The organism is Roseivirga thermotolerans (genome assembly GCF_014653175.1).
Classification (GTDB): Bacteria; Bacteroidota; Bacteroidia; order Cytophagales; family Cyclobacteriaceae; genus Roseivirga; species Roseivirga thermotolerans.
Map to the genome: position 1 here is coordinate 444,772 of NZ_BNAG01000004.1, position 25,825 is coordinate 470,596.

The 25,825-nt window shown below is 43.9% G+C and carries 20 protein-coding genes; 13 read left to right on the plus strand and 7 right to left on the minus strand.

The features are described from left to right. Positions 1–39 precede the first annotated feature (39 nt). Positions 40–1,026 carry a GTP 3',8-cyclase MoaA gene (moaA, locus tag IE164_RS15720; RefSeq protein ID WP_189631204.1) on the minus strand — a complete coding sequence of 329 codons (987 nt, stop codon included), beginning with the start codon at positions 1,024–1,026 and terminating at the stop codon, positions 40–42. A 43-nt stretch (positions 1,027–1,069) separates the two neighbouring features. Between moaA and IE164_RS15725 the strand changes: the two genes are divergently transcribed. Next, positions 1,070–2,041: an XdhC family protein gene (locus tag IE164_RS15725; protein WP_189631205.1), complete on the plus strand. Its 972-nt coding sequence runs from the start codon at positions 1,070–1,072 to the stop codon at positions 2,039–2,041. Here the strand turns inward: IE164_RS15725 and IE164_RS15730 are convergent. The 4 genes from IE164_RS15730 to IE164_RS15745 all read right to left on the minus strand — a co-directional run bounded on the left by IE164_RS15730 (position 2,038) and on the right by IE164_RS15745 (position 6,659). Next, positions 2,038–3,393 carry a M23 family metallopeptidase gene (locus IE164_RS15730; protein WP_189631206.1) on the minus strand — a complete coding sequence of 452 codons (1,356 nt, stop codon included), beginning with the start codon at positions 3,391–3,393 and terminating at the stop codon, positions 2,038–2,040. The genes IE164_RS15725 and IE164_RS15730 overlap by 4 nt on opposite strands. 176 nt (positions 3,394–3,569) lie before the next feature. Continuing rightward, a complete protein-coding gene (locus tag IE164_RS15735; protein ID WP_189631207.1) occupies positions 3,570–3,995 on the minus strand; it encodes a response regulator in 426 nt (141 codons plus the stop codon). Next, entirely contained in the window at positions 3,988–5,472 is a 1,485-nt protein-coding gene (locus IE164_RS15740; RefSeq protein WP_189631208.1) for a PAS domain-containing sensor histidine kinase, read from the minus strand. The genes IE164_RS15735 and IE164_RS15740 overlap by 8 nt, the downstream gene beginning before the upstream one ends. A 350-nt stretch (positions 5,473–5,822) precedes the next feature. Then, a complete protein-coding gene (locus tag IE164_RS15745) occupies positions 5,823–6,659 on the minus strand; it encodes a hypothetical protein (RefSeq protein WP_189631209.1) in 837 nt (278 codons plus the stop codon). Positions 6,660–7,586: 927 nt separating this feature from the next. Between IE164_RS15745 and IE164_RS15750 the strand changes: the two genes are divergently transcribed. The 10 genes from IE164_RS15750 (at position 7,587) to thrC (ending at position 20,562) form a co-directional block, all read left to right on the plus strand. Beyond that, positions 7,587–8,477, plus strand: a complete 891-nt coding sequence (locus tag IE164_RS15750) for a branched-chain amino acid transaminase (protein WP_189631210.1) — start codon at positions 7,587–7,589, stop codon at positions 8,475–8,477. Then, positions 8,478–10,151, plus strand: a complete 1,674-nt coding sequence (gene ilvD, locus IE164_RS15755) for a dihydroxy-acid dehydratase (protein WP_189631211.1) — start codon at positions 8,478–8,480, stop codon at positions 10,149–10,151. It abuts the gene before it with no gap. A gap of 6 nt (positions 10,152–10,157) precedes the next feature. Beyond that, positions 10,158–11,879, plus strand: a complete 1,722-nt coding sequence (ilvB, locus tag IE164_RS15760; protein WP_189631212.1) for a biosynthetic-type acetolactate synthase large subunit — start codon at positions 10,158–10,160, stop codon at positions 11,877–11,879. A 2-nt stretch (positions 11,880–11,881) separates the two neighbouring features. After that, complete coding sequence (gene ilvN, locus IE164_RS15765) at positions 11,882–12,436, plus strand: acetolactate synthase small subunit (RefSeq protein WP_189631213.1); 555 nt, start codon at positions 11,882–11,884, stop codon at positions 12,434–12,436. A 22-nt stretch (positions 12,437–12,458) separates the two neighbouring features. Continuing rightward, a complete protein-coding gene (gene ilvC, locus IE164_RS15770) occupies positions 12,459–13,532 on the plus strand; it encodes a ketol-acid reductoisomerase (RefSeq protein ID WP_189631214.1) in 1,074 nt (357 codons plus the stop codon). Positions 13,533–13,718: 186 nt separating this feature from the next. Next, complete coding sequence (gene ilvA / locus IE164_RS15775) at positions 13,719–14,981, plus strand: threonine ammonia-lyase IlvA (protein WP_189631215.1); 1,263 nt, start codon at positions 13,719–13,721, stop codon at positions 14,979–14,981. A gap of 163 nt (positions 14,982–15,144) precedes the next feature. Beyond that, positions 15,145–15,312 (plus strand): hypothetical protein, encoded by a 168-nt coding sequence (locus tag IE164_RS15780; RefSeq protein ID WP_189631216.1) that lies wholly within the window; start codon positions 15,145–15,147, stop codon positions 15,310–15,312. Positions 15,313–15,672: 360 nt separating this feature from the next. Next, positions 15,673–18,105 carry a bifunctional aspartate kinase/homoserine dehydrogenase I gene (gene thrA / locus IE164_RS15785; RefSeq protein ID WP_189631217.1) on the plus strand — a complete coding sequence of 811 codons (2,433 nt, stop codon included), beginning with the start codon at positions 15,673–15,675 and terminating at the stop codon, positions 18,103–18,105. 207 nt (positions 18,106–18,312) lie between these two features. Beyond that, positions 18,313–19,239: a homoserine kinase gene (locus IE164_RS15790; protein ID WP_189631218.1), complete on the plus strand. Its 927-nt coding sequence runs from the start codon at positions 18,313–18,315 to the stop codon at positions 19,237–19,239. A 30-nt stretch (positions 19,240–19,269) separates the two neighbouring features. Further along, positions 19,270–20,562 carry a threonine synthase gene (gene thrC / locus IE164_RS15795; RefSeq protein WP_189631219.1) on the plus strand — a complete coding sequence of 431 codons (1,293 nt, stop codon included), beginning with the start codon at positions 19,270–19,272 and terminating at the stop codon, positions 20,560–20,562. Positions 20,563–20,929: 367 nt separating this feature from the next. Here thrC and IE164_RS15800 read toward each other — a convergent pair whose 3' ends face one another. Continuing rightward, positions 20,930–21,823, minus strand: coding sequence for an App1 family protein phosphatidate phosphatase (locus IE164_RS15800; RefSeq protein ID WP_189631220.1), 894 nt, complete (start codon positions 21,821–21,823; stop codon positions 20,930–20,932). 201 nt (positions 21,824–22,024) lie between these two features. Between IE164_RS15800 and IE164_RS15805 the strand changes: the two genes are divergently transcribed. Further along, positions 22,025–22,900: a diacylglycerol/lipid kinase family protein gene (locus IE164_RS15805; RefSeq protein WP_189631221.1), complete on the plus strand. Its 876-nt coding sequence runs from the start codon at positions 22,025–22,027 to the stop codon at positions 22,898–22,900. A 44-nt stretch (positions 22,901–22,944) separates the two neighbouring features. Here the strand turns inward: IE164_RS15805 and IE164_RS15810 are convergent, their stop codons facing one another. Next, a complete protein-coding gene (locus IE164_RS15810; protein WP_189631222.1) occupies positions 22,945–24,489 on the minus strand; it encodes a hypothetical protein in 1,545 nt (514 codons plus the stop codon). 172 nt (positions 24,490–24,661) lie between these two features. Here IE164_RS15810 and IE164_RS15815 point away from each other — a divergent pair, with 172 nt between their 5' ends. Further along, positions 24,662–25,825, plus strand: coding sequence for a 2-isopropylmalate synthase (locus IE164_RS15815; protein WP_189631223.1), 1,164 nt, complete (start codon positions 24,662–24,664; stop codon positions 25,823–25,825).

Sequence of the window (25,825 nt, forward strand, 5' to 3'; positions counted from 1 at the left end):
ACCTGAGTATCGTATTAAAATCTGACATAGAAAATTAGACTATCCGCCAATGGTAGCCATAGACTCAAAACTAGCAGATTGCTCCTTATTCTGTTCTGCCTCAAAACCATTCTTTGCTCTTCGTCCAAAATGCTCTCTAAACTTGGCCTGTAGGTCTTTGTCTGTGGCTCCTGCTCTCATATAGTCTCTAAAACTAAAACCTCCATTCTGGTAGAGGCAGGTTTTTAGCTCGCCTTTTGGGGTGATTCTTATACGGTCGCAGGTAGCACAAATGGCTCTGGAATACGCTGGAATAACGCCAAAACTACCGGCATATCCGGGTACTTTATAGTTGTATGAGGTAGAACTGCTGTGATCATCCAACCGTAAGGCCTGCGGGTGCTTGTTCAAAATATGGTGCAAAATCTTTTCGTAGTTCCATTTAATTTTTTGATAGCCTTTACTGCCACCATTGAACGGCATCTCTTCTATAAATCGTACACTCACAGAATGCTTTTCAGTTAGGGCAACCATCGGTAGTATATCTTCCAGATTATGCTCTTCCATAACTACCGCATTGATTTTAGTTCTTAGCCCCTGGTTCATTAACTCTTCAAAATAGCTCCATACTTTGTCGAATTCGTTTCTGCGCGTAATTCGCGCAAAGCGCTCAGGATTCAGACTATCAAGGCTAAGGTTAACCGCATGAATGCCTAGTGCCTTCATTTGAGCAATGGTTTCAACAGGAGCTGTTCCATTAGTAGTTATACTCAGTTGCTTTATACCTTTTATGGCCTTCAGCTCGCGCATAAAGTAAACGAGGTCTTTTCTAACAAAAGGCTCGCCCCCGGTGAGCCTTACCTTGTCGATGCCCAAGCCGGCCAAAATGGTAACCAGCCGAAGCATTTCTTCATAGCTTAATAACTGGTTTTTGGCGCTCCAGGCAAGACCTTCTTCCGGCATACAGTAGAAACAGCGCAAATTGCATCGCTCGGTTACTCCCAATCGGAGGTATCTTAAAGGCCGCCCATGATTATCGACAAGCAAATTATTTATATTGAGGTTTGTTTAGTCCTTTCAAACGTCAGTTATGACCGACATTGTTTCAAGATTAAGAGAATTAGTTGAAAATAGAAAGCGCTTTGCCATTGCCCGGGTCATACAAACCTGGAGGAGTTCTCCACGGCCGGTCGGGTCGGCCATGCTGGTGACGGAAGATGGTACAATGACTGGATCGGTGAGTGGTGGTTGTGTAGAAAGTGCCGTGGTGGCAAAGGCCCTGGATGTTTTGAAACACAACAAGGCAGTAGTGGCCGACTTTGGAGTGGCCGATGACGAAGCCTGGCAGGTAGGCTTGAGTTGCGGGGGAGCCATAAAGGTGCTTATTCAGTCAGGAGATTCTATTGATTGGGAAGTTATTCTCAATGCTTTGGAGAGTAATGTGGCATTGGCTTGGGTCACTAACCTGAACAATGGTTATGCAAATGCGTTTTACTCGGCACAAGATGGGAGCGATGAGGTAAAGCAGGCCTTGGAAAGAAGACAACACTTCTTTGCTGATGAGCAATGGTTTATCCATGTTTTTCCTCCCCGGTTGCGGATGCTACTCATTGGGTCAGCGCACATAAGCACGGAACTTTTGGTATTGGCGCAACTACATGATTTTGAAACACTTTTAATTGATCCGCGCGATACTTTTGTGCGTAAGACGGAGCGTATCATTAAGCCTGACCGGTTGGAGGTAAAATGGCCTCAGGAGGTACTGCCAACACTGAAACTAGACCGTGATTGCTTTGCGGTAATACTATCTCACGATCCAAAGATTGACGATGAGGCATTGAAATTATTGCTGCCTTCTGAGGTGCGTTACATTGGTGCATTGGGAAGCAAAAAGACACATGCCAAAAGAGTAGAAAGGCTAAAAAGTATTGGCTTTACAGAAGCCGACTTGGCTAGAATAGATGCTCCCATTGGTATTGATATCGGTTCGCAGACTCCCAGAGAAATAGCCCTAAGCATAATGGCCGCTATTATTAAGGCCAAGAACAACGGTGCAGGCTAGTTTTTATCGGCTACTATTTTTCCCGATTGTCCTTCTGGTCTGGAGCCTATCCATCCTATTTTACCAGTATTGGTTTCTACCAAAAGAAACTGTTTGTTCTTGCCCAGCACTTTATATTGTTCATCAACCAGAAGCAAATCGGTTGTAGTAACAGGGTCAGGTTTCGCCATTAGGGCCATTTCTGACTTTATTACTCCTCTGGAGATTGGTGTATTCAATGTAAGCAATTGATTTCTGGGTATATATCCGGTTCTACCATCGGGGAGCTCAATCTTGCAGCGAGCAGCATTGAGAGCCAAAACCCTGGCTACCTGATTGCGCTCAAGCGTTTCCTGAGCTCTTTGGCTTTTTACATCAGCATAAAAAGGCACTTGCGTTTTCATTCGCATAGTTTCTCCCAGCCAGTCCAAATCGCGGTGCACCACTTTAATACTCCCGTCTATTGGCTTTAAATGATTAATTGGATTCATGGCCCCACGAGAATAAACACCAAAGTGCAAGTGAGGGGGGGTGGTGCGGGCATTACCGGTATTGCCAACGAAACCAATGGTGTCGCCTGCCTTTACCCGGTCGCCTCGCTTCACATTCCAATCGCTCAAATGGGCAAAGTAGAGGCTTTGAGGATTGTGATGGTCTTCCAACCAGATCACCTTGCCTCCAATTCCTCGTTCATCGGCCACTTTTATATACCCATCGGTGGGGGCTACTACGGGTGTGCCGATTGGTGCAAAAATGTCTACTCCTTCATGGCTTCTTGCTCCGCCATCTCGTGGATCTCCCCATACACTGCCAATGGATTTATAGTTGAGCCCGGCCACTGGAAAAGAAAGGGTTGGCACACTTTCGAAAGTAATTTTAAAACTTCCTCCCCTCAATAATTCGGTTTGAAAGCGAAGTACATATTCGGAGTCTTTACGGGGTTCGAAGCCTAACACATGATGGGTGCTATCGGCCGTAGCTACATGAACCATTGAAGATTTTTCTACCCTAAACAGATCGATAAACAAACTGAGGCTGTCTACTGCAAGATCTTGAAGCGAAATTTGAATTTTCTGACCACGCTTGGCCTCAAACCGATAGCCAATGGCCTTGGCTGCCTTATCGTCTACAAAAAAGGCCTCCTCATACGGAAGGTCTATATACAATGGCTTTTCAAGTGCTTCTTTGGCAGAGTTTTGCCAATCTTTGCCCAAAGCTGTATGAAGAAGGTTAGCTCTTTCTAGGGCTTTTTCGTATGCTTCATGGTCGTTTCTGGGAATAAAAGGTTCCGGAATTTTCTCTTCCTGGCATGATGCAATGGCCGCTAAAATGGCAGCCACAAGCACATAATTACGCAATTGCTTAAATCGCATACTGTGATTTTGAGTTTCGACTGGTGTTGGTTTGTCATACATTGACCAATAATCCACTGGGTTTTGGCCAAATGATCTTAATTACTGCCAAACGCAAGAATATGTTGCGTTGGTATGCCTATTCACTAAAAATATTTTCGGAGAGTAACGGAAAAATGGCAGAGGTAGCGGTGTGGTTATTGTTCTTGAGGCAGTTTGCAGGTATAGACCCAATAGTTCATGAATGTTTCAATGGCTCTTGAGTAATCACCCAGATCGCCAGGCTTCACCACATAGCCGTTGGCAGCCTGGCTAAAGGCATCTTTAATGTCGCGCTGGTTGTCACTGGAGCTAAACATTACGGTAGGTATGAACTTGAGCCGTTGTTCTTTCTTAATCAAGTTGAGTAACTCAAAACCTGATATTTCCGGCAGGTTGATGTCGAGAATAATAAGGTTGGGAAAATGAGACTTTGTTTGCTTTAATCGGTGAAGATAGCTTTTGGCCGACTGACCATCTGAAACTACCGTAAGCTCAACCTTATCATCGATAAACTCTTTAAAAAGGTTGATGTCGGCCAAGCTGTCTTCTACATACAATATTCTTGTTTTGTGATCATACATTTGTGCTTTCCTTTAAGTGTTTACTGATTGTGAATTTGAATGTAGAACCTTTGGGTTCGTTGGCTTCAATCCAGATTTCTCCCTGATGTTTTTCTACAATTCGCTTGCAAATGGTGAGCCCCATGCCCGAACCTTTTTCGTCATCGGTGGTGCGCAGGCGTCTAAAAATTTCGAATACCTCTTTTCTGCTTTTCTTCGGTATACCCACTCCGTTATCACTCACCGAAAACTGCCAGGCATTGATAGTTTCTTTAACGGCGATTCGAATAAGGGGCTTTTCTTCTGATTTGAATTTTATGGAGTTGGCAATGAGGTTGATGAAAAGGCGCGATAATAAGATATGTGAACCAACCAAACTAGGCATGTTTTTGTCATAGACTAACTTGGCTTGGCTTTTGGCTATTCTCGACTGTAATTGCGAGCACACGTTTTCTAAAACCTCATTCATGTCTACCTCTTTATAGGGAAACTCACTGGAATTGAGACGGCTATAGTTCAGCAAGTCTTCGGTGAGTTGAATGGAATGTTTTGCGCTCGATTTGATGAACTCGAAGTATTGACGGGCTTTATCGTCCAGCACATGGCTGTACCTCATTTCAAAGAGTTGCACATAATTATCGATAGTGCGTAAGGGCTCCTTGAGGTCGTGTGAGGCTATGTAAGCAAAGTTTTCCAGTTCCATGTTAGACCGTTTGAGCTCCCGGTTGTTTTCTTCCAGTTTCGTCTGCAGCGACTTGAGCTCAGTAATTTCTCTACTTATTGTAACTAGTTCAGTAGGCTTCTGGTTTTCATCCAGCAAAGTTTTAGTAATGGTATCCAGCCAAATTATCGTTCCGTCTTTCCTTTTGGCCTCATATTGTGTGCGAATAAGATCGTTGCCTGCTAGTGCCTGTTCATGAAGGTTTTGCCTCACTTGCTCTAAATGATCTTCCTTAATAAACTCGTAAGGGTCGCGGCCTATCAGTTCGTCTGGACGATAACCCGTTATGCGTATCGAAGATGGCGAAACCGACTTATAGCGGCCGTCCAGTTCGTGCCGGCATATGAGTTCGCTGGTATTATCGTGAAGTACCCGATAATTATAGGCAAGGTCGTCTAGCTCGTGTTGAACTCGCCTTACTTCGGTGAGATCTTTTACGGTGGCCACAAAATATTGGACTTCACCTTCATCGTTCTCAATGGGCGAGGGGTTGACTAACACGGGAAACCTGACACCGGATTTTCTTACAAATATGAGCTCGAAGTTTCTGAACTTGCCTTCCATGGTTTCTCCAAGGGCTTTCATAATGGTGTCCAGCTCTTCTTCGGGCCAATAAATGTGTGGTGGAGAACTTTTTAGTAGTTCTTCTTTAGTAAACCCGGTAATGGTGGCCATAGCCTTGTTTATCCAAACGTGCTTTCCTTCTTTATCGATGATTGATATGCCATCGCTTAAGTTTTCCAGTACGGTTTTGAAGGTAGATACCTTTGAGAGCATGCAGTCGAAAAGTTTATGCTGATTGAAATGGATTGAAATAGTGAAAGTCTGTGTGTTTGGTTATTGTTTTCGATATTCCGGTAATAGCCTCAAGAATAAACGCACGAAGTGATTCATCCTCCCAGGCGCTGGTTTTACGTATTCAGAAGAATTATAAGCCTTCTGAAATATCAACTAACAATTTAAAAATAAAGAGAATTTTTTTGAAATAACCTATTGTGGGTAGGCTGTTTTTAAGGACAATATAAAAACAGATGCTATCTGAGGCATAAAATTCTTGATAATACAACCTGTGTACAAAACCCAAAACATGGGGAGATATTGGGCTTTTAAGGAACTAGGTAAGATGCCTATTCAAAACGGTCGTAGTGACCATTGAGCCATTTCCAAAAGCGAACGATTGGGTTTTTAGTCCTTTTTGCTTCAACAGGTTTTTGCGGTTGGGCTTGAGACGGCACAGACTTAACATTTTTCTTTTTCTTCTTTTTGGGAGCTTTTTCTGAAGACTTATTTTTCAGCTTTTCCTCGTAGTGCTTTTTACGCAGTTCTTTCAGTCGCTTTTCTTCCTCCTCTTTCTTTTTGCGTTCCAGATACTCGGCTTTCTTTTTCCGAGCCTCCACCGGATTTCTGTTGTTTCTGGATTTTGGTCTTCTCTTTTTATCCGTATACCGCTGACGGGCTCCTTTTTCGTCAATGGTGTTTGTCTTGCCTGTGGCTTGGCTTGATTCTTTCGTTGTCTCTTGCTCAGGCTTTGTTTTTGGTTTGGGTTCCGGCAGGTCAATTTTACCCACTACTTTCAAACCTTCCAGCTCGGGCTTTTCTACCTTAAAGCTTTCGAGAGACCGGGTTTTTTCACTGAACTCGTTTTCGAGAGTAATCACCTTGGGCCGGAGAGACTCCACATATTCCGGTTTTTTAGCTTCGGTAACTTTCTCCTTATCTTCTTTTTGAGTACTTTCCTGTTCTGTAGTTTCTGGTTTCTCAGTCTTTTGAGGAGTTTCCGTAGCCATCTCCGTACCGGTAGGCGTGGCAGGCTTAGGAGCAAAATGCGAAGTAAGAAAGGCCAACTCTTCTTCCTGAATCTTTATGTTCGGATGGTTATTTACCTCCCTAAAATGTTCCTTCAGTACTTTAACTATGACTGATGAATCTACCTCAAGTTTTCTGGAGAGTTGTCCGAGTCGCATGCCGTTGGAATTTATGGCTGCGAATATAAAGAACTCGTTTTCAAGATGCTAGTGACCAATTGTAATTCGATGTAGGACCCGTGCCGTCCTAAGTTTTCTTTTGTTTTCAGTCTCCTTCAATTCATGGATAACACTTCTTTGCCTTTTCGTATAGCCAAATGGGCAGCACGCTATGAACTATGATGCAGTTAACTGTTTTTTCAAAATTCTCTTTGATCTAAAAAATAAACCCTTCACTTTTGGGCGAGATGAAACGAGTAAGCACTATCCAAACCATTATTACCATTGTGGTGACACCGCAATAAGGGGAGGATATTGTTCAAAATATATGATACGAAGCCTTCCCGAAACGGAAGGCTTTTTTGTTTTAGTGCCATTATTCAGCAGGTGCCCAATTTCCAGAGACTTCTGGCCGGGATCACCAAAGAATCTCCAAATGCCTTGCACTTAGCAGGAGATTCTTCGGTAACACATTCCTGATGAACATGAGAATGTTCTCCCTCTGAATGACTCGGTACAGGAACATTGAACATAAAATATGAAACAGTTAAACTCAATTATTACAGTAGTCATTATTACCGGCCCATCGGGGTGAGGGAGCGACTTCTGTATGCAGTATTGAAGGCCTTTCTCACCCCGTGAGAGAGGCCTTTTTATTTGGCGTTCTCCTGAATCTATCTGCCAACTGGCAAGCTTATTTCAGGAATTGCCGAATAAATGCCTTATCGATCAGCCTGGTCTTGGCAGGTAGGCTTTAGGATTAGGAATAAATGAGGTTAGTGAGAGACTTAAAACTGTAAAAGTATTAGTGTAAGTACTTGAAAAACAATCAAATAAGATAGCGATTGTTTGAATTGAAAACTGTAGTAAAAAGGAATTTAGGGCTGTAACAGGTAGCTCAAACCAATAATTTCAAAATGTAGAAACATGTATTACAACGACCAGACAACGATTTTTTTAGATGGCCAGTGGTTAAAGGCTGGAGAAGCCAGGGCCAGTTTATACAGCCAGTCCATGCACTATGGGAGTGGGGTGTTTGAAGGCATCCGATCATATGCTACGGCCGAAGGAACCTCAATATTTAAAGCCGAAGCTCACTATGAGCGTTTGATCGATTCCGCGTATAAAATGCACATGCCTTGCGACTATACGGTCAGCCAACTGGTCGATTGGACATACGAGTTACTGGAGCGCAATGGGTTAAAGGATGCCTATATCCGCCCGTTACTTTATCTGGGTGAGAATATGTCTTTACAAAAGGTAAGCACCAGCCACCTTTTTATCTGCGCCTGGGAATGGGGCAGGTATTTAGGAGATAATCTGCTCAATGTAATGGTATCATCCTACGAACGGCCCAACCCCAGAGCTGTGCCGGTTTCGGCCAAAGTTACCGGACACTACACCAACTCTATTTTGGCTACTACAGAGGCCAAAGGCAAAGGGTTCGATGAGGCTCTGTTGCTCGATGAAAACGGCAGTGTGGCCGAAGGTAGTGGTGCCAATTTTTTCTTCGAAAAAGACGGAGAGCTCTTTACGCCACCGCTGGGCAACATTCTACCCGGTATAACCAGAGCCACTGTGTTTGAACTGGCCGCACAAATGGGAATAAAGGTAAATGAAGCCTACTTCTCTCCGCATATGGTTAAAGGAGCAGACGGGGCCTTTTTTACCGGTACGGCTGCAGAAATTGCCGGTATAGAATTTTTAGATGGCAGTCCTTTCCGATTGCCCTGGAAGAAAACCATTGGTTATCGCATAGCACAGCATTACCAACAACTGGTTCGAAAGACATTGCCTAAAACATTGATAAACGCTTAAATGGAACTCAATAAATATAGTAAAAGACTCACGCAAGACCCCTCACAGCCCGCTTCGCAGGCTATGCTCTATGGCATTGGCCTCACGGAAGAAGACATGGGCAAAGCCCAGGTAGGTATTGTGAGCACCGGCTATGATGGAAACACCTGCAATATGCACCTGAATAAGCTGGCAGAGCAGGTAAAAGCCAGTGTTTGGAAAGAAAACCTGGTGGGACTCATGTATCATACCATTGGCGTGAGTGATGGTATTGCCAATGGTACCGAAGGTATGCGGTACTCGCTGGCTTCAAGAGAGATTATTGCAGACTCCATAGAAGCTGTGGCAGGAGCGCATTATTACGATGCTCTTGTAACCGTAGTAGGCTGCGACAAGAACATGCCCGGGGCACTAATTGCTATGGGGAGGCTCAATCGACCATCCATTATGCTATATGGTGGCACTATAGCCTCAGGCTGCTACAAAAATCAGAAACTCAACATAGTTTCTTCATTCGAAGCCCTGGGGCAACGATTTGCAGGTACTTTATCAGACGAAGATTATAAAGGGATTATTAAAAACTCCTGTCCGGGAGCTGGTGCTTGTGGGGGCATGTATACGGCCAACACCATGTCTTCGGCAATAGAAGCCTTGGGTATGTCACTGCCTTACAGCGCTTCTAACCCGGCCATAAGTGCTGATAAAACGGAAGAATGCAATAAAATAGGTAAGGCCATCAGAAATGTGCTGGAGCTCGATTTAAAGCCCCGGGATATTATGACCAGGAAATCGTTCGAAAATGCCATTCGGTTGATCACCGTTCTTGGAGGCTCTACCAATGCTGTAATGCACCTTATAGCCATAGCCCATAGCATAGACATTGAGTTGACCCTTAATGATTTTCAGCGCCTTACAGACATTACTCCCTTTTTGGCCGACCTAAAGCCCAGTGGGAAGTATCTGATGGAAGATTTACATGAAGCAGGGGGGATTCCTGCGGTAATGAAGTGGATGCTGAAAGAGGGAATGCTCCATGGCGATTGCCTGACGGTTACCGGTAAGACCATTGCAGAGAATCTGGCTACAGTACCCGATCTGGATAACTCAAAAGCCATTCTTAAGCCAAAAGAGACACCCATTAAACCCACAGGGCATTTACAAATGCTCTTTGGTAACCTGGCAGAAGAAGGTGCTGTAGCTAAAATAACCGGAAAAGAAGGTGAAAGATTTGAAGGAAAGGCCATTGTGTTTGACGATGAGTTTTCTGCGATAAGAGGTATACAAAGTGGAAGAGTAAAGAATGGCCACGTGGTAGTAATTCGCTATGAGGGCCCTAAGGGTGGACCGGGTATGCCCGAAATGCTCAAGCCTACCTCAGCCATAATGGGAGCAGGTTTGGGCAAAACAGTAGCTATGATTACTGACGGCCGATTCTCAGGAGGAAGCCACGGATTTGTAGTTGGCCATGTGAGTCCTGAAGCTCAGGTAGGGGGTACCATTGCCTTGGTTCAGGACGGTGATCCCATAGTAATAGATGCCACCAGCAATCAAATCAATTTACTGGTATCTGAAGCCGAGTTGGCTGAAAGAAGAAAAAACTGGAAAGCACCGGCTCTTAAAGTGAGTAAAGGTGCCCTTTATAAATATGCCAAAACAGTAAGCTCTGCGGCACAGGGCTGTGTAACCGATAATTAAATGCAAATGGAAGCAACTATAGCTCAGTCAGTTAGCGAAAAAGTAAAGACTTCGGGTGCCGAAGCTGTAATTCGTTCACTCTTGGCCGAAAAAGTCGACCTGCTGTTCGGTTACCCCGGTGGAGCCATTATGCCGGTATACGATGCACTTTTTCACTATCAACAGGCACTTAAACATGTACTTACCCGGCACGAGCAGGGGGCCATACATGCAGCTCAGGGATATGCCCGGGCTACCGGAAAGGTAGGTGTTGTTATGGCTACATCAGGTCCGGGAGCCACTAACTTAATCACCGGAATTGCCGATGCCATGATCGATTCTACGCCATTGGTGTGTATTACTGGTCAGGTGGGATCACACCTTTTAGGTACAGATGCTTTTCAGGAGACAGACATCATAAGCATTTCTATGCCCTGTACCAAGTGGAACTTTCAGGTAACTAAAGCAGAAGAGATTCCTGCCGCATTGGCCAAAGCCTTTTACATTGCTCAAAGTGGCCGACCCGGCCCTGTACTTATAGACATTACAAAAGATGCTCAGTTTGGAGAGGTAGAGTTTGAATACAGCCCCTGTCAGAATGTGAGGAGTTACAAGCCAGAGCCACCAATAAACCCGGAGGCTATTGAACAGGCTGCCGAACTTATCAATTCAGCAAAAAGGCCATTTGTTCTTTTTGGTCAGGGTGTAATTCTTGGGCAGGCCGAAGAAGAATTCAAGAGTTTTATTGAGAAAACGGGTATACCGGCTGCCAGCACCCTTTTAGGACTTTCTGCCTTGCCTACCGATCATCCTCTTAATGTCGGTATGTTAGGAATGCATGGCAACTATGGCCCTAATAAGCTCACCAATGAATGCGATGTGCTAATAGCCATAGGTATGCGTTTCGATGACCGCGTAACCGGAGATCTTTCTCGCTATGCCGTTCAGGCTAAAGTCATTCATCTGGATATAGACCCTTCTGAGATCAATAAAAACGTGAAAGTTCAAGTGCCTGTATTGGGCAACTGTAAGGAGACATTAAAGCATCTAACCCAAGCAGTAAAACGAAAAAGCCATCAGGCTTGGCTAGAACAATTCAGAGCCTATGACCAGATAGAGCATGAGCAGGTAATTGAGCCCGAATTGAAGCCATTAGGCCCTGAACTAACCATGGGTGAAGTAATTCGGCAGGTGAATGAACTGGCTCGGGGAGAAGCGATCTTGGTTACTGATGTAGGGCAACATCAGATGGTGGCTTGCCGCTATACTCACTTCAAACAAACCAAAAGTAATATTACTTCCGGTGGATTGGGCACCATGGGATTTTGTCTTCCGGCTGCTCTGGGAGCCAAATTAGGCACGCCCGATAGAGAAGTGGTGGCCGTGATAGGTGATGGAGGCTTTCAGATGACTTTACAAGAGTTGGGAACCATTTTCCAGACAAAAGCTGCCGTAAAAATCATTATTCTCAACAATAGTTTTTTGGGCATGGTGAGGCAATGGCAACAGCTCTTTTTCGATAAGCGCTATAGCAGTACCGAAATGGTGAACCCTGACTTTGTGAAAATAGCTGAAGGCTACGGTATTAAAGGCCGATCAATCAAGCAGCGAAGTCAGCTCAAAGAAGCAGTGGCGGAGATGTTGGACCATAAAGAAAGCTATCTGCTCGAAGTACACGTGGGTAAAGAAGATAATGTATTTCCCATGGTGCCCACAGGAGCCAGTGTTTCAGATGTAAGATTGTCATAGCTATGTGTAAAGACTTTACCATAACCGTATTTACAGAAGACCATATTGGTTTGCTAAACCGAATAACTTCTGTATTCACCAGAAGGCATCTCAACATAGAAAGCCTCAATACCTCAGAGTCTCAGATACCGGGTATTCACCGGTTTACTATCGTGCTCAACACTACCGAGGAGATTGTACAGAAAATTGTGCTTCAGTTGGAAAAACAGGTAGAAGTAATTAAAGCAGTTTATCACCTCGATGAAGAGACTGTTTTTCAGGAGATTACCCTGTTTAAAGTGTCGGTAGAACAAGCAGCTCAGCACAATCTTGTGGAGCGACTTATCCGCGATAAGAACGCACGCATACTCTCCGTAGAGCAAGACTTCATGATTATTGAAAAAACCGGTCATAAGGCCGAAAACGATGACTTGCTGGAGTTTCTTAGACCTTTTGGGCTCATAGACTATGTGAAGTCCGGCAGGGTGTCGCTTATCAAACCAGACGAAGAACTTAAAAACCTGCATGAGCTAGTCAATGAAGCCAAGCAGGCCAATAATAATCAATCATTTAACTGAAAATCATTTAAATCTTAATACAATGGCATTAATCAATTTTGGAGGCGTTGAAGAAAACGTAGTAACCAGAGACGAATTTCCACTAAACAAAGCACAAGAAGTGTTGAATGGAGAAACTGTAGCCATCATAGGCTATGGTGTGCAAGGCCCCGGACAATCGTTGAACCTCAGAGATAACGGAATCAACGTAATTGTAGGGCAAAGACAACCTTCCAGGTCTTGGGATAGAGCCGTAGAAGATGGTTGGGAGCCAGGAGTGAATCTTTTCTCAATTGAAGAGGCTTTGGAAAGAGGCACTATTATTTGCTACCTGCTCTCTGATGCGGCACAAATTCAGTTGTGGCCAACCGTTAAAAAACACCTTACAGCCGGCAAAATGCTCTATTTTTCGCATGGCTTTGGGGTTGCTTATTCCGATAAAACCGGCATTGTTCCTCCTGCCGATGTCGATGTGGCTCTTGTAGCTCCTAAAGGCTCAGGAACCAGCTTGAGAAGGCTTTTTGTCGAAGGCAAGGGATTAAACTCTTCATTTGCTGTGCATCAAGATGCAACCGGAAAAGCACGTGATCGAATTCTTGCATTGGGTATAGGGGTAGGTTCAGGCTACCTGTTCGAAACCACCTTTATCAAAGAAGTAACCTCTGACTTAACAGGAGAAAGAGGAACCTTGATGGGAGCAATACAAGGGCTGTTTCAGGCGCAATATGAAGTATTGAGAGCCAATGGTCATTCTCCTTCCGAAGCCTTTAATGAAACGGTTGAAGAAGCAACCCAGTCACTCTATCCGCTTATTGCTGAAAACGGTATGGATTGGATGTATGCCAACTGCTCTACCACTGCTCAGCGTGGGGCTTTAGACTGGAAGGATCCTTTCTATGAAGCCACAAAACCGGTGTTTGAAAAACTCTACGCATCCGTAAAAGCAGGTATTGAGGCACAAAAATCCATAGATTCCAACTCTCAGTCTGACTACAGAGAGAAGCTACAGAAGGAACTGGACGAACTTCATAATTCGGAAATGTGGCAGGCCGGCCGTGCAGTGCGCGCACTAAGACCCGAAAATGCTCCATCTGTAAAGAAAGAGGAATTGGTTTAACCCGCTCCATCTTTCCCTAGAATAGGAGGAGAGTATTACTGCTAGAGTAGGCTGTAAAGGCCTACTTCAAATGATTCTAGAACCCGTCATTCCCAACTTGATTGGGAATCCCTCTCGGCCTAAGGTGCGATTGTTTGGAGATTCCCGCCTACGCGGGAATGACGTGTTAAATGATACGAATATGCGATGAATACAACTACTTTTTACATACCGCAATTAGATGATATTGAAAAGGCAGCAGAAAGGCTTCAAGGGGTCATTCAACGAACCCCTTTGTTGCCAAATCTGTCATTTTCAGAAAAGCATGGAGCTAATATTCAATTTAAGCGAGAAGATTTGCAGGTAGTAAGGTCCTACAAGATTCGTGGAGCATACAACCGTATCAGCCAGCTAACCGGGGCAGAAAAGGAGAATGGCGTGGTGTGTGCCAGTGCAGGAAATCATGCGCAAGGCGTGGCATATTCCTGCAGAATGTTGGAGGTAAATGCCACCATTTTTATGCCTGCTCCAACACCAAAGCAAAAGGTAGATCAGGTCAAGTTCTTCGGTAAGCATTGGGTAGATGTGGTGCTGATTGGCGATACTTTTGATGATGCCTACCGCTTGGCTCAGGAATATTGCAAGAAGCAAAGGGCCGCTTTCATCCATCCGTTTGACGATGAGCAAGTGATTGAAGGCCAGGGAACGGTGGGGCTTGAAATTCTGGAGGATGCCCATGAGCCCATCGACTATCTCTTTTTACCGGTAGGAGGTGGCGGGCTCGCTGCAGGAGTCTCCACCATTTTTAAGGCACTAAGTCCTAAAACCAAAATCATAGGAATAGAGCCTCAGGGAGCACCGGCTATGCTTCAATCGGTAAATTCCGGTAAGAGAGTAGTCCTTCAATCCATTGATAAGTTTGTCGATGGGGCTGCTGTCCAATCGGTTGGAGAGAAAACTTTTGAGATTTGCAGAAATCAGCTCGATGAGCTTGTTACGGTTCCTGAAGGGCTGGTTTGCACCACCATTCTGGAGCTCTATAATCGCGAGGCCATTGTGGTAGAACCTGCAGGAGCACTGAGTGCGGCCGCCTTAAGCCTTTTTAGTCGGCAGATAAAAGGTAAAAATGTGGTTTGTGTATTGTCAGGAAGTAATAACGACATTTCGAGAACCGAGGAAATTCGTGAACGGTCGTTGCTATATGAAGGACTCAAGCATTATTTCATAGTTCGTTTTCCACAGCGAGCTGGAGCGCTCAAAGAGTTTTTGGTTGAAGTATTAGGGCCGAATGACGATATCGTACATTTTGAATACACCAAAAAAACAGCCAGAGAAAAAGGCCCTGCTTTAATTGGCATTGAGCACATGCGAAAAGAAGACTTTGAGCCGCTTTTGGAACGAATGAATTCGAGAAACTATCAGGTAGAATACCTCAACGAGCAACCGAATTTGTTCGGGTTTATTCTTTAAAACTTAACCGTCACCCTGAACTTGTTTCAGGGTCTTTTTGAAAAGGATTCTGCTCCTGAAAAGTCGGGACAGAATGGCGAGCATAATTTTGGTCATCATTGGTGTCCTCATCAATGTGAGAAAAGCGGTGAAGACACCGCTTGTGGCTAAGAATAATTAAGCGGTGAAAAACCTTACCGTCATCCTGAACTTGTTTCAGGGTCTTTCTGAAAAAGGTTCTGCTCCCGAAAAGTCGGGACAGAATGGGGAGCATAACTTTGTCATCATTGGTGTCCTCATCAATGATGTGAGAAAAGCGGTGAAGACACCGCTTGTGGCGAAGAATAATTAAGCGGTGAAAAACTTAACCGTCACCCTGAACTTGTTTCAGGGTCTCTTTGAAGATGGTCCTGCTCCCGAAAAGTCGGGACAGAATGGGAGCATAACTTTGTCATCATTGGTGTCATCATCAATGTGAGAAAAGCGGTGAAGACACCGCTTGTGGCTAAGAATAATTAAGCGGTGAAAAACCTAACCGTCACCCTGAACTTGTTTCAGGGTCTTTTTTAAGAGGATCCTGCTCCCGAAAAGTCGGGACCGAATGGCGAACATAATTTTGGTCACCATTGGTGTCATCATCAATGTGAGAAAAGCGGTGAAGACACCGCTTGTGGTAATTAAATAACTCATAAATCAATAAATCAGCGAAACCATGAAGGTTTTGAAGTTTGGCGGTACGTCCGTAGGAAGTGTAGAGGCAATCAGAAAGGTTGCTGAGATTCTGAAAAAGGAATCCGGTCAGGAACAGTTGGTGGTAGTAGTTTCTGCCATGAGCGGGGTCACGAATACTCTGATTTCCATTTCGCAAAAAGCTGCGGTTCGGGATGCCAGTTATGAATCCAACCTACAAGACTTAGAGGAAAAGCACTGCACTGCGTTTAAGGAACTCACAGGAAATTCCAACTGCTTCGAGATTTCTAAGCTCTTCGTTCGACTTACCGAAATTTGCAGAGGCGTATATCTTTTGCGCGAATTGACTCCAAGAACCAGCGACTATATTCAGTCCTGTGGTGAAAGGCTATCGAGCTATATTATTAGTGAATATCTCAAAAAAGAAGGGCTTCAGGTAGAACTCTACGACAGCCGAAAATACCTGATTACCGATAAGAAATTCGGTAGTGCCAATGTACTTTGGCAGTCCACCAAAGCAGCTTTACAAGAGCTTAAGCCACAATTAGCTTCAATTAGCGTTTTCCCGGGCTTTATTGCTTCAACCAGCGATAACGAAACCTCTACGCTGGGGCGTGGTGGTTCTGACTACACGGCAGCGGTTTTGGCTAATTTGCTTCAGGCTAGAGAATTACAAATCTGGACAGATGTTAACGGTCTAATGACCTCCGATCCGCGATTGGTTCCTTCGGCTCATTTGCTGGAGCATGTTTCATACGAAGAAGCGCTTGAACTATCTCATTTTGGGGCTAAGGTGCTTTATCCGCCAAGTATTCAACCCGCCCTTGATGCAGAAATTCCAATTTGGGTGAAGAATACTTTCGACCCTGAGGGCCCAAGCACTTTGGTTACTAAAGAGTGGGATGACGAAAAGCAGACCATTTGCGGAATTTCCAGTATTCAGGATGTAGCACTGGTTAACCTTTCAGGTGCCAGCATGGTGGGTATACCAAGTTTCTCTTATCGCCTTTTTAAAGCCCTAAGTCAGGCCAACATAAACGTGATTATGATTACCCAGGCCTCATCTGAACATTCCATATGTGTGGGTATTTCCAAGACCGATGCTCATGCAGCTCTTGAGGCCATAATTGAGGAATTTGAGCAGGAAATATCATTACATAAAATAGATGAACCGGTAGTAGACGAAGATCAAAGTATTATAGCATTGGTAGGCTCTCATATGAAAAACCAGGTGGGGATTTCCGGCAAAATGTTCAATACTCTAGGTAGAAATGGAATAAGTGTGAAGGCCATAGCACAAGGTTCCTCTGAGCGAAATATTACGGCTGTTGTAGCCAAAGCAGACCTTAAAAAGGCCTTGAATACACTTCACGAAAGTTTCTTTCTTTCAGAGTTAAAGAAAATGAATCTGTTTGTGGTAGGGGTGGGCAATGTAGGCAGGGCTTTTCTAAGGCAGGTGCAAAAACAACAAGAATTACTGGCCCGAGAGTTTAACCTGGATATTCAGGTGGTGGCCGTGGCCAATTCCAGAAAAAGCTATTTCAATGAAGAAGGTGTCGATTTAACAAAATGGGAGCAGTTATTAGAGCATGGGAATGACTCAACTATTGAGGCATTTATTGCTCAAATAAAGGCACTGAACCTAAGGAACAGTATTTTCATAGATATCACCGCTTCACATACCATAGCCGCCACTTATCGGGAGTTGTTGGAGTCGAGCATATCGGTGGTTACTCCCAATAAGATTGCCGCCACGCGAGATATGTCTTCTTATTTGGACTTGAAATATGCCACGAAAAAGTACGGTAGCCAGTTTTTATTTGAGACCAATGTGGCTGCAGGCCTTCCAGTAATTTCTACCATGAATGAGTTGTTTAAATCGGGCGATAGAATACATGCTATACAAGCTGTTTTAAGCGGCACACTCAACTTTCTTTTCAATAATTATGATGGTAAGCGTCCATTTTCAAGCATTGTAAAAGAAGCCAGGGCGCTTGGCCTGACCGAACCGGATCCAAGGTTAGATCTTTCTGGCGAAGATGTGATGAGAAAGCTACTTATACTGATTAGAGAAAGCGGTAGAAAATGGGAGATGGAGCAGATTGAACAGGTGTCTTTTTTACCTGAAGCTTGCAAAAATACCCCTGACTTGAACACATTCTATGAACTATTGGATGCTCATGAAGACCACTTTTTGGAGCTTTACTCAAAGGCCAAGGAGAAAGGCGCTCAGTTAAGGGTAGTAGCCAGCTTCCAAGATGGGGTAGCCAAAGTGGCTCTGGAACAGGTAGCCTTGCATCACCCATTCTACTTCCTGGAAGGTAAGGATAACATTGTGCTTTTTCACACCGAAAGGTATAAGGAACAACCCTTAGTAGTAAAAGGAGCAGGTGCTGGTGCAGAAGTTACCGCAAGTGGTATTTTTGCCGATGTATTACGAATAGCTAATCAGTAGGTAGGAATTAGAAATAGGTGATTGAAAAACAGTAGATACTCTCGGAACCGTCATTGCGAGGAGTAAGTTTGGCTATAAGTCAAACTTGTGATGTGGCAATCTGTCTGTTACCTGCAGCGTGTCCTATACAATCAGATTGCTTCGTTATGAAACCTTGTTATCACAGGTTTCATTTCTCGCAATGACGTATAACTTGGAAATAGAAGAATGAATAAAGATTCGGTAAAAATTTTTGCACCCGCCTCCGTATCGAATGTCGGACCTGGCTTTGATATTCTAGGCTTTGCGCTAGAAGGTATAGGCGATACAATTACGCTTAGCAAAAGAAATGGCCAGGCCTATTTGATTGATGCAGTAGGAGCCGATATTCCACAAGACCCTGAGAAGAATGTGGCCACTGTGGCCTTGAGTTCGTTTTGCAAAGAAGTGGGCTACCATGGTGGTTTTCTTATAAGAATAGAAAAGAGTTTTACACCGGGTAGTGGTTTGGGATCTTCGGCCTCCAGTGCTGTGGGCGCTGTTTTTGCGGCCAATGAACTGCTGAACACAGGAATGACCAAAGAAGAGTTAGTCCCTTTTGCCCTCGATGGCGAAATGCTTGCTTCAGGTCACAGGCATGGCGACAATGTAGCACCTTGTATGCTGGGAGGTTTTGTAGCTGTAAAAAGCTGCGATCCGTTCGATGGCTTTCAAATAAGCTACCCAAAAGCCTTAAAAGTACTTATTCTGTTTCCTGATGTGCTGGTAAAAACAGTAGAAGCGAGAGGCCTATTGCCCAGAGAGGTGCCTATGGCTCAGGCCATTGAGCAAGCCGCCAATATGGCCGGTTTAATAAATGGACTCACTACGGCCAATTACCAGATGATTAGAAAATATATGAAAGACCAATTGGCACAGCCTTATCGGAAAAAACTCATCCCGGGCTATGACGATGTAGAAACCGTATGCTTGGAAAACGAGGCCATTGGTTTTAATATTTCCGGCTCAGGACCCGCAATGTTCGCCTTCTTTAAAGCAGATCAAAACCTTGAGCCGCTAAAAAAGTGGGTAAAAGATTTCTATGAAGCCAAAGGTATTGCTTGCCGGTTCTACGAATCGGCCATAAACGGCAGGGGAGTCGAACGAATTCAGTAAAGTCAAAAGAAACATCCAGAATTGTCGAGCATGCAGTTTTTTTCTACCCAAAGATCATCTCCCCAAGTCGGCTTTAGAGAAGCTGTAATTAACAGTCTGCCTGCCGATAAAGGGTTGTACTTTCCTATGGCTATTCCGCGTTTCAGTTACGATAAAATCAGTGCTCTGGAAAGTGCCGGTTTACCAGAGTTGGGTTTCGAAATAATGAGGCCTTATACCCAGGACGTTTTCTCCGACACCACCCTCGAGACTATTGTACAAGAGGCTTTTAATTTTGAGATTCCACTCGTTCAGGTTGAAGCAGGAATCTTTAGTCTGGAACTGTTTCATGGGCCTACTTATGCCTTCAAAGATGTAGGAGCGCGATTTTTGGCCCGTTGCCTCGGAGAATTTGCCAAGAGCGAAAGCCGGGAAACCACAATTCTTGTAGCCACCTCTGGAGATACAGGGGGTGCAGTGGCCAATGGTTTTTTTAATGTAGAAGGAGTGCGGGTAGTTATTTTGTATCCTTCGGGAAAAGTGAGCGACTTGCAGGAAAAGCAGCTTACCACCCTGGGAGGAAACATTACGGCCTTGGAAGTAGAAGGCGATTTTGATGATTGTCAGGGTTTGGTGAAGCAAGCTTTTCTGGATGCTGAACTAAGTAAAAAACTGAACCTCACCTCTGCCAATTCAATCAATATTGCGCGTTGGATGCCCCAGTCCATTTACTATGCGAGTTTGGCGCTACAGGAGAAAAATGCTGCAGAAGCTTTAATAGCCGTGCCTTCCGGAAATTATGGCAATGTAACCGCAGGCATGCTAGCCAAGCGAATGGGCTTTCCGTTGGGCAAATTTCTGGTCTGCTCAAATGCCAATGATGTAGTACCACGCTATCTGGAAAGTTGCGAATATGAGGTGTTACCAACAGTAGCTACCTATGCCAACGCCATGGATGTAAGCAACCCGAGTAACTTTCCAAGAATGCTAGAGCTTTATGATCACTCTTTTGATGATTTGATTCAGGAAGTTTCGGGCTTCACTTTACACGATGAGCAGATTCTTGAAACGATTGAGCAATGCCATAAAGAAACAGGTTACTTGCTAGACCCGCATGGAGCGATTGGATATGCAGGGTTAAAGAAAAAGCTCAAAATAGATCAGAAGGGAGTGTTTTTGGAAACAGCGCATCCCATTAAGTTTAGGCCTGTAATGGAAAAAGCTCTCAGAGATAAAATGCCTATGCCCGGGTTTGCTAAAGACCTTATGCTGAAGCAAAAGAGCTCTATAAAAATGAGCAACGAGTATGCAGACTTTAAGAACCTCCTTAAACAAACTTCTTAGGTAGAGTGCTCTCTAAAAGTAAATAAAACACTTAGTAGAAGTGGCTCAAATTTGTTGCTTTTCAATCTAGCAGAGCCCATTGCCCCTTTTCGAAAAGGGCGCTAGCCTGCCTGCCGGTAGGCATGGGGGATTAGAGCATGTATCTGTGACTTCAAAAGCCAATCCTCCCAACCTCCTTCGCCAAGGAGGAGTGTCCATGCAAACATCGTTGGTTAGAATTCCATAGAGGTGTCTCTTGTTAGGAAATTACTTTTTGAAATGGGGGCTAGGGGGATTAGAACAACGCTTTCGCTTCAAAACCCAATTCTCCAAACCGATTGGGTTGAGCAGAGTCTCAGAGATGTGCCCTGCACGGAAAGCACCTTTCTCAAGTGCTGATCAACCCAATAGACTGGGCATGCTCAAAAGCCTGTTGGCTATGCCTGAACTGGCAACAAGCCGTACCGATTGACTCAATTTCTTGCAGGATACTCTGGGTTTCATCCCAACGTCTGGACTTGACTCCCCTTATATAAACCGCTTTTATTCTGTCTGGATTTTTCTCAGCTATCTCCTTGTAAATCAGAGGGTCATGCTGTCCATTGTCACCAAGTAGTACAAATTGCTTTGTCGGATAAAGTTGTAGAACTCGTTCTATTTTGTCGAGCTTATGTGAATGGCTACCATAACCTGATTTAAAGAAATCGAGAAAGCCCGTTTTTAGCTGTTTGAGTTGCAATACACCCTTGGGCAATTCATTGACCTTGATAAACTGTACTAGAAATTCGTACAAATTCCATTCGCTGCTCGAAACATAGAAGAATGGATTTTCTTTCTGGATACCTCCTGTTTTAAGGGCTTTGTAAAACTCCACAGCACCCTTTACCGGCTGGCGTGTTTCAGCATTGTTGGTGAGCAGTGTGTAGAGTTTCTTCGGCTTTTGAGTGACGTGAGATACCAGAAATGTATCATCAATATCAGAAATGAAAATGAGTTCGCTTTGTGTGGAAATTTGAATTTCTGTGGAAACTTTCACCTCTTCCTGACCATCTACCAATTCATCTGCCAGTCTGAGTTCTGCGCCATGCCATCCCTCACCTAAACCATGATTTTCAATCTCAAACTCAAAAAGGCCCTGTTCATTACTTCGGCAACAGTACGTTTTATCATTAAGCGTAAGTTCTACTTTGGCGTCTGCAATAGTAGAAACCAAAAACATTTTAAGTAGCGCGATAATGTTTTTCCAAACAGATGTGTGCTTCCCGGGATTCCGCAGTGTCATTCCTTTAAATACATGCCCTTGTACATAGCACTTTTCAGCATTGCCAAAACCTCGATACGCCAGAACAAACGGATAATCAACATATCGAAAACGGCTTTTCCACCATCTTTGAAAAGAATTTCCCCGTATAGGTGCTTGTTTATAGGAGCTCCATTTCGGATGTTCGGAAATCATTTAATTTTATTCGTTTAAGCGTTAGCAATGAACAAGATACTGTTTGTAATTAACCCCATTTCTGGCGACAAAGACAAAACGGAGTATATAAAACAAATCGATGAGTGGGCAGAAGGTTTGGAGCTTTCCATAGAAAAGTGGGAGACTACGGGCGAAGCTGATGAAGAAAAGTTGAACCAATGCATTGAGGCTTTTGTGCCCGATACCGTAGTTGCGGTGGGAGGCGATGGAACGGTGATGTTATGTGCAAAAGTGCTTATTGACAAAGGTATTTCTCTGGGTATACTGCCAGCCGGATCGGCCAATGGCATGGCCACAGACATTGGTTTTCCCGAAGCACTTCCTGATGCTCTTGATCTCATTTTGAATGGGCGAACTATAGCAGCTGATATGCTGCTGTTCAATGGTAAAGATTATGGTTTGCACATTAGCGATGTGGGACTTAATGCAGGCCTTGTAAAGGAGTTTGAAGAAGGGGAGAGGCGCGGGTTTTTAGGTTATGCCAAAGGAGTGACGAGTCAACTTCTGAATCTGGAAAAATTTGAGGCCACATTAAAGATTGGCGATAAAACCGTTGTTGAAGAAGGCCACATGGTGGCCTTTGCCAACGCAAGAAGGTACGGAACCGGAGCTGTTCTGAATACCATTGGCAAATTAGATGATGGCATCTTTGAGGTTTATGTTTTGCGAAGCCTTAGCATACCGGGGCTTGCCGGACAGTTTTTTGAACATATTGACGATGCCGCATCCTATTGCGAGGTGTACCAGGCGAGTAAAGTAAAAGTAACCCTCAATGAACCAAGATTCTTTCAAATTGATGGTGAGCTAATGGGAGAAACCAAAGAGGTAAGCGTAGAAGTGGTTCCCGGTTGTTTAAAATTAATTGTGGGTGATGATTACTGATTCCATCCTATGGAAGTCATATAATCGCAACCAAACATGGTACATCACTTCAGTCCTTCAAATTTCTCCTGAATAACCAAGTGTACCGGTCTGTTCTCAATTTTAGATTCCAGGTAAGAAAGAATGTCTAAATAGAAGAACGGCCGTCTTTCATAAATGTCCTCGTTGAGTGGTAGTAGCCTGTTATACAACTTTACAAATTCATCTCTTAACTGGTCCGGGGTTATTTTTCCGGTAATTCTCAAAAAGCTAATAATCTCTTTTTGTACTGCCTGTTGCTGATTCATCTTACCAATGAACTGAAAAGTAGATTTAATTTGATATTCCAGATGGAAATCCTGACCGTCTTCGAAATGGGCAATCAGATTGAGTATACGTGCAAAGCAATGTATGTCTTCTCTTATTTTAACATCTTGAAAATGAATGATTTGGTTTAGGTAATATATAGCCTTTCTGTAATTGCCATTTCCAAAGTAAAGCGAAGCTATTTTATAGTAGATGATAAGAACTCGCTCGGGGTCAAGCATAGACTTATACAGCTCCAGTTTCTCTAACAATTCGGGAATAATCTTTACACCTTCCGCAAAGTTGCCCTCCATAAAATACTTGTTGATTTTGGAGACATAGAGAAATTGAAACACCAGAACTTCAGTATTTAGATTCTGCACTATGTTTTTATCCTTGCTCAGTGCTTCTACTTCAGCTAAAACCTGGCAAAACTTTGAATAGTACTTTAGCTGAAAAAGTGCTCCCAGAAGATTTCTGTAACCTTTTATATAATGTACCGGTTGTTTCACAATCATTTCCGGAGTTTCCTGAAATAGTTTTACCCAAGCCAAGGAGTGTTTGTAGACATTCGGAAAGTTCTGTACAATCTTGTTGAACCAGACATGCGCCTGGTAGAAATAGAGTTGTTCATAAAAGGTGAGGTGTTCGAAGTTTACTTTGGGCAAGTGACTAAAGAAATATTGGCTCACCTGATCGAACTCCTCTTGGTTTTTGGCGTAGCCCTTTTGCAGAAAGAGACTGTAAAGATTGAGCGTAAGGTTAGACAGTTGGTGGCTCGAACGAACAATCTCAGTGGTTTCAACCACTTCTGAAGTCAGTTCTTCGGCACGGTTGTCTATACTGCGCGTAATGAACTGAGATTCTATTTGCTTCTCAAACTCCATTACCTCTAAGGCTATGGTAAAGTGCCTACTCTCTTTGGCCATTTGCTTGGTCTTGTCGAGCATTTTAAGAGCCTGCTTATAAAACCCCTTATTGTAAAGCACCTTGGCATGGTCTAGTAATTCCCTCAACTGAATGTCGAGATTTTGACCGATATGGTATAGTCTCAAACTTCCAAGAATTTGGCGGTAGAGATGAGCCTTCTGATTAGATAGCTGAGCTTTTTTAATGCTGGGTACCCTCTCAAGAATTTCAGTATCGTCATAACTTTTCATGCCGTCCATAGCATCGAACAGTTTTATGAACTTAACATCGCTAGTGTTTCCGCTGCGTTTTACATACAATCGAAAGTGTCTCTTTTCAGTTTGAGTAAGAGATTTTATCAATTCGAAGAGGGCATCATTCTTTGCTTTAGCCATTGTAATTCAAAAGGGTGTAACTAATTGATTTACAGTATAAAAACAAGCTATTACCCGAATTAGAAATAGTAGAACATCTACCATCTCTTATGGTGCGGTTTCATCGGTTATCTAACTTCAATTTTAGAGAGAATAATATGAATTGAAGCAAAGAACTGAGACCAAATAAACGATGGATCAACAAAAAATACAAATCTTTGATACAACCCTTAGAGATGGCGAACAAGTGCCTGGCTGTAAACTCAATACTGCGGAAAAAATTGAGGTAGCTAAGCGACTGGAAGCTCTGGGGGTAGATGTTATCGAAGCCGGCTTTCCTATTTCTAGTCCGGGTGACTTTCATTCGGTACAGGCTATAGCCGATGTGGTTAAGAATGCAACCGTTTGCGGGTTGAGCCGGGCGGTAGAAAAAGACATTGTAACCGCTGCCGATGCACTTAGGAAAGCTAAAAGGCCAAGGATTCATACCGGTATTGGTACCTCAGACTCCCATGTGATACATAAACTGCGCACCAGCCGCGAAAAGGTTGTTGAAAGAGCTGTGGCTGCAGTTTCACTGGCCAAGAAGTATGTAGAAGATGTGGAGTTCTATGCTGAAGATGCCGGCAGAACAGACAATGAATTCCTTGCGTTTGTTTGCGAGCAGGTAGTTAAGGCTGGAGCCACGGTACTCAACATTCCCGATACCACCGGATATTGCTTACCAGAAGAATACGGGGCCAAAATAAAATACCTGCGAGAAAATGTGAAAGGAGTACACAAGGTCACCTTGTCTACCCACTGCCATAACGATTTGGGTATGGCCACTGCCAATTCTATTGCAGGAGTATTGAACGGTGCCACGCAGATTGAGTGCACGATAAATGGTATTGGCGAACGAGCCGGAAATACGGCTTTGGAAGAGGTGGTTATGGTGCTTCGTCAGCATCCGGACCTGAACAAGTTCACCGATATTGATACTCGCCAGCTCAACGCCATTTCGCGCTATGTATCAGAAACCATGCGTGTGCCCGTACAGCCCAATAAGGCCATTGTGGGTGCCAATGCTTTTGCGCATTCCTCGGGAATTCATCAGGACGGAGTGATCAAGAATCGCGAGACCTATGAAATCATCAATCCGCTTGACGTAGGCGTAGACCATTCTTCTATTGTGCTTACCGCCCGAAGTGGCCGAGCGGCTCTGGCCTACAGAATGAAAAATCTGGGCTATGAGCTCACCCGAGATGAGTTAGATGTGGTTTATGCAGAATTTCTACGGGTGGCAGATGATAAAAAAGAAGTAGAAGACGAAGATTTACACCAAATTGTAGAGTATAGACAAAAGGTAGCGGTTTAA

Coding starts and splice junctions, on each gene's coding strand:
- IE164_RS15725 (WP_189631205.1), top strand. CDS start 1,070: ATGACCGACATTGTTTCAAGATTAAGAGAATTAGTTGAAAATAGAAAG.
- IE164_RS15730 (WP_189631206.1), bottom strand. CDS start 3,393: ATGCGATTTAAGCAATTGCGTAATTATGTGCTTGTGGCTGCCATTTTA.
- IE164_RS15735 (WP_189631207.1), bottom strand. CDS start 3,995: ATGTATGATCACAAAACAAGAATATTGTATGTAGAAGACAGCTTGGCC.
- IE164_RS15740 (WP_189631208.1), bottom strand. CDS start 5,472: ATGCTCTCAAAGGTATCTACCTTCAAAACCGTACTGGAAAACTTAAGC.
- IE164_RS15745 (WP_189631209.1), bottom strand. CDS start 6,659: ATGCGACTCGGACAACTCTCCAGAAAACTTGAGGTAGATTCATCAGTC.
- IE164_RS15750 (WP_189631210.1), top strand. CDS start 7,587: ATGTATTACAACGACCAGACAACGATTTTTTTAGATGGCCAGTGGTTA.
- ilvD (WP_189631211.1), top strand. CDS start 8,478: ATGGAACTCAATAAATATAGTAAAAGACTCACGCAAGACCCCTCACAG.
- ilvB (WP_189631212.1), top strand. CDS start 10,158: ATGGAAGCAACTATAGCTCAGTCAGTTAGCGAAAAAGTAAAGACTTCG.
- ilvN (WP_189631213.1), top strand. CDS start 11,882: ATGTGTAAAGACTTTACCATAACCGTATTTACAGAAGACCATATTGGT.
- ilvC (WP_189631214.1), top strand. CDS start 12,459: ATGGCATTAATCAATTTTGGAGGCGTTGAAGAAAACGTAGTAACCAGA.
- ilvA (WP_189631215.1), top strand. CDS start 13,719: ATGAATACAACTACTTTTTACATACCGCAATTAGATGATATTGAAAAG.
- thrA (WP_189631217.1), top strand. CDS start 15,673: ATGAAGGTTTTGAAGTTTGGCGGTACGTCCGTAGGAAGTGTAGAGGCA.
- IE164_RS15790 (WP_189631218.1), top strand. CDS start 18,313: ATGAATAAAGATTCGGTAAAAATTTTTGCACCCGCCTCCGTATCGAAT.
- thrC (WP_189631219.1), top strand. CDS start 19,270: ATGCAGTTTTTTTCTACCCAAAGATCATCTCCCCAAGTCGGCTTTAGA.
- IE164_RS15800 (WP_189631220.1), bottom strand. CDS start 21,823: ATGACACTGCGGAATCCCGGGAAGCACACATCTGTTTGGAAAAACATT.
- IE164_RS15805 (WP_189631221.1), top strand. CDS start 22,025: ATGAACAAGATACTGTTTGTAATTAACCCCATTTCTGGCGACAAAGAC.
- IE164_RS15810 (WP_189631222.1), bottom strand. CDS start 24,489: ATGGCTAAAGCAAAGAATGATGCCCTCTTCGAATTGATAAAATCTCTT.
- IE164_RS15815 (WP_189631223.1), top strand. CDS start 24,662: ATGGATCAACAAAAAATACAAATCTTTGATACAACCCTTAGAGATGGC.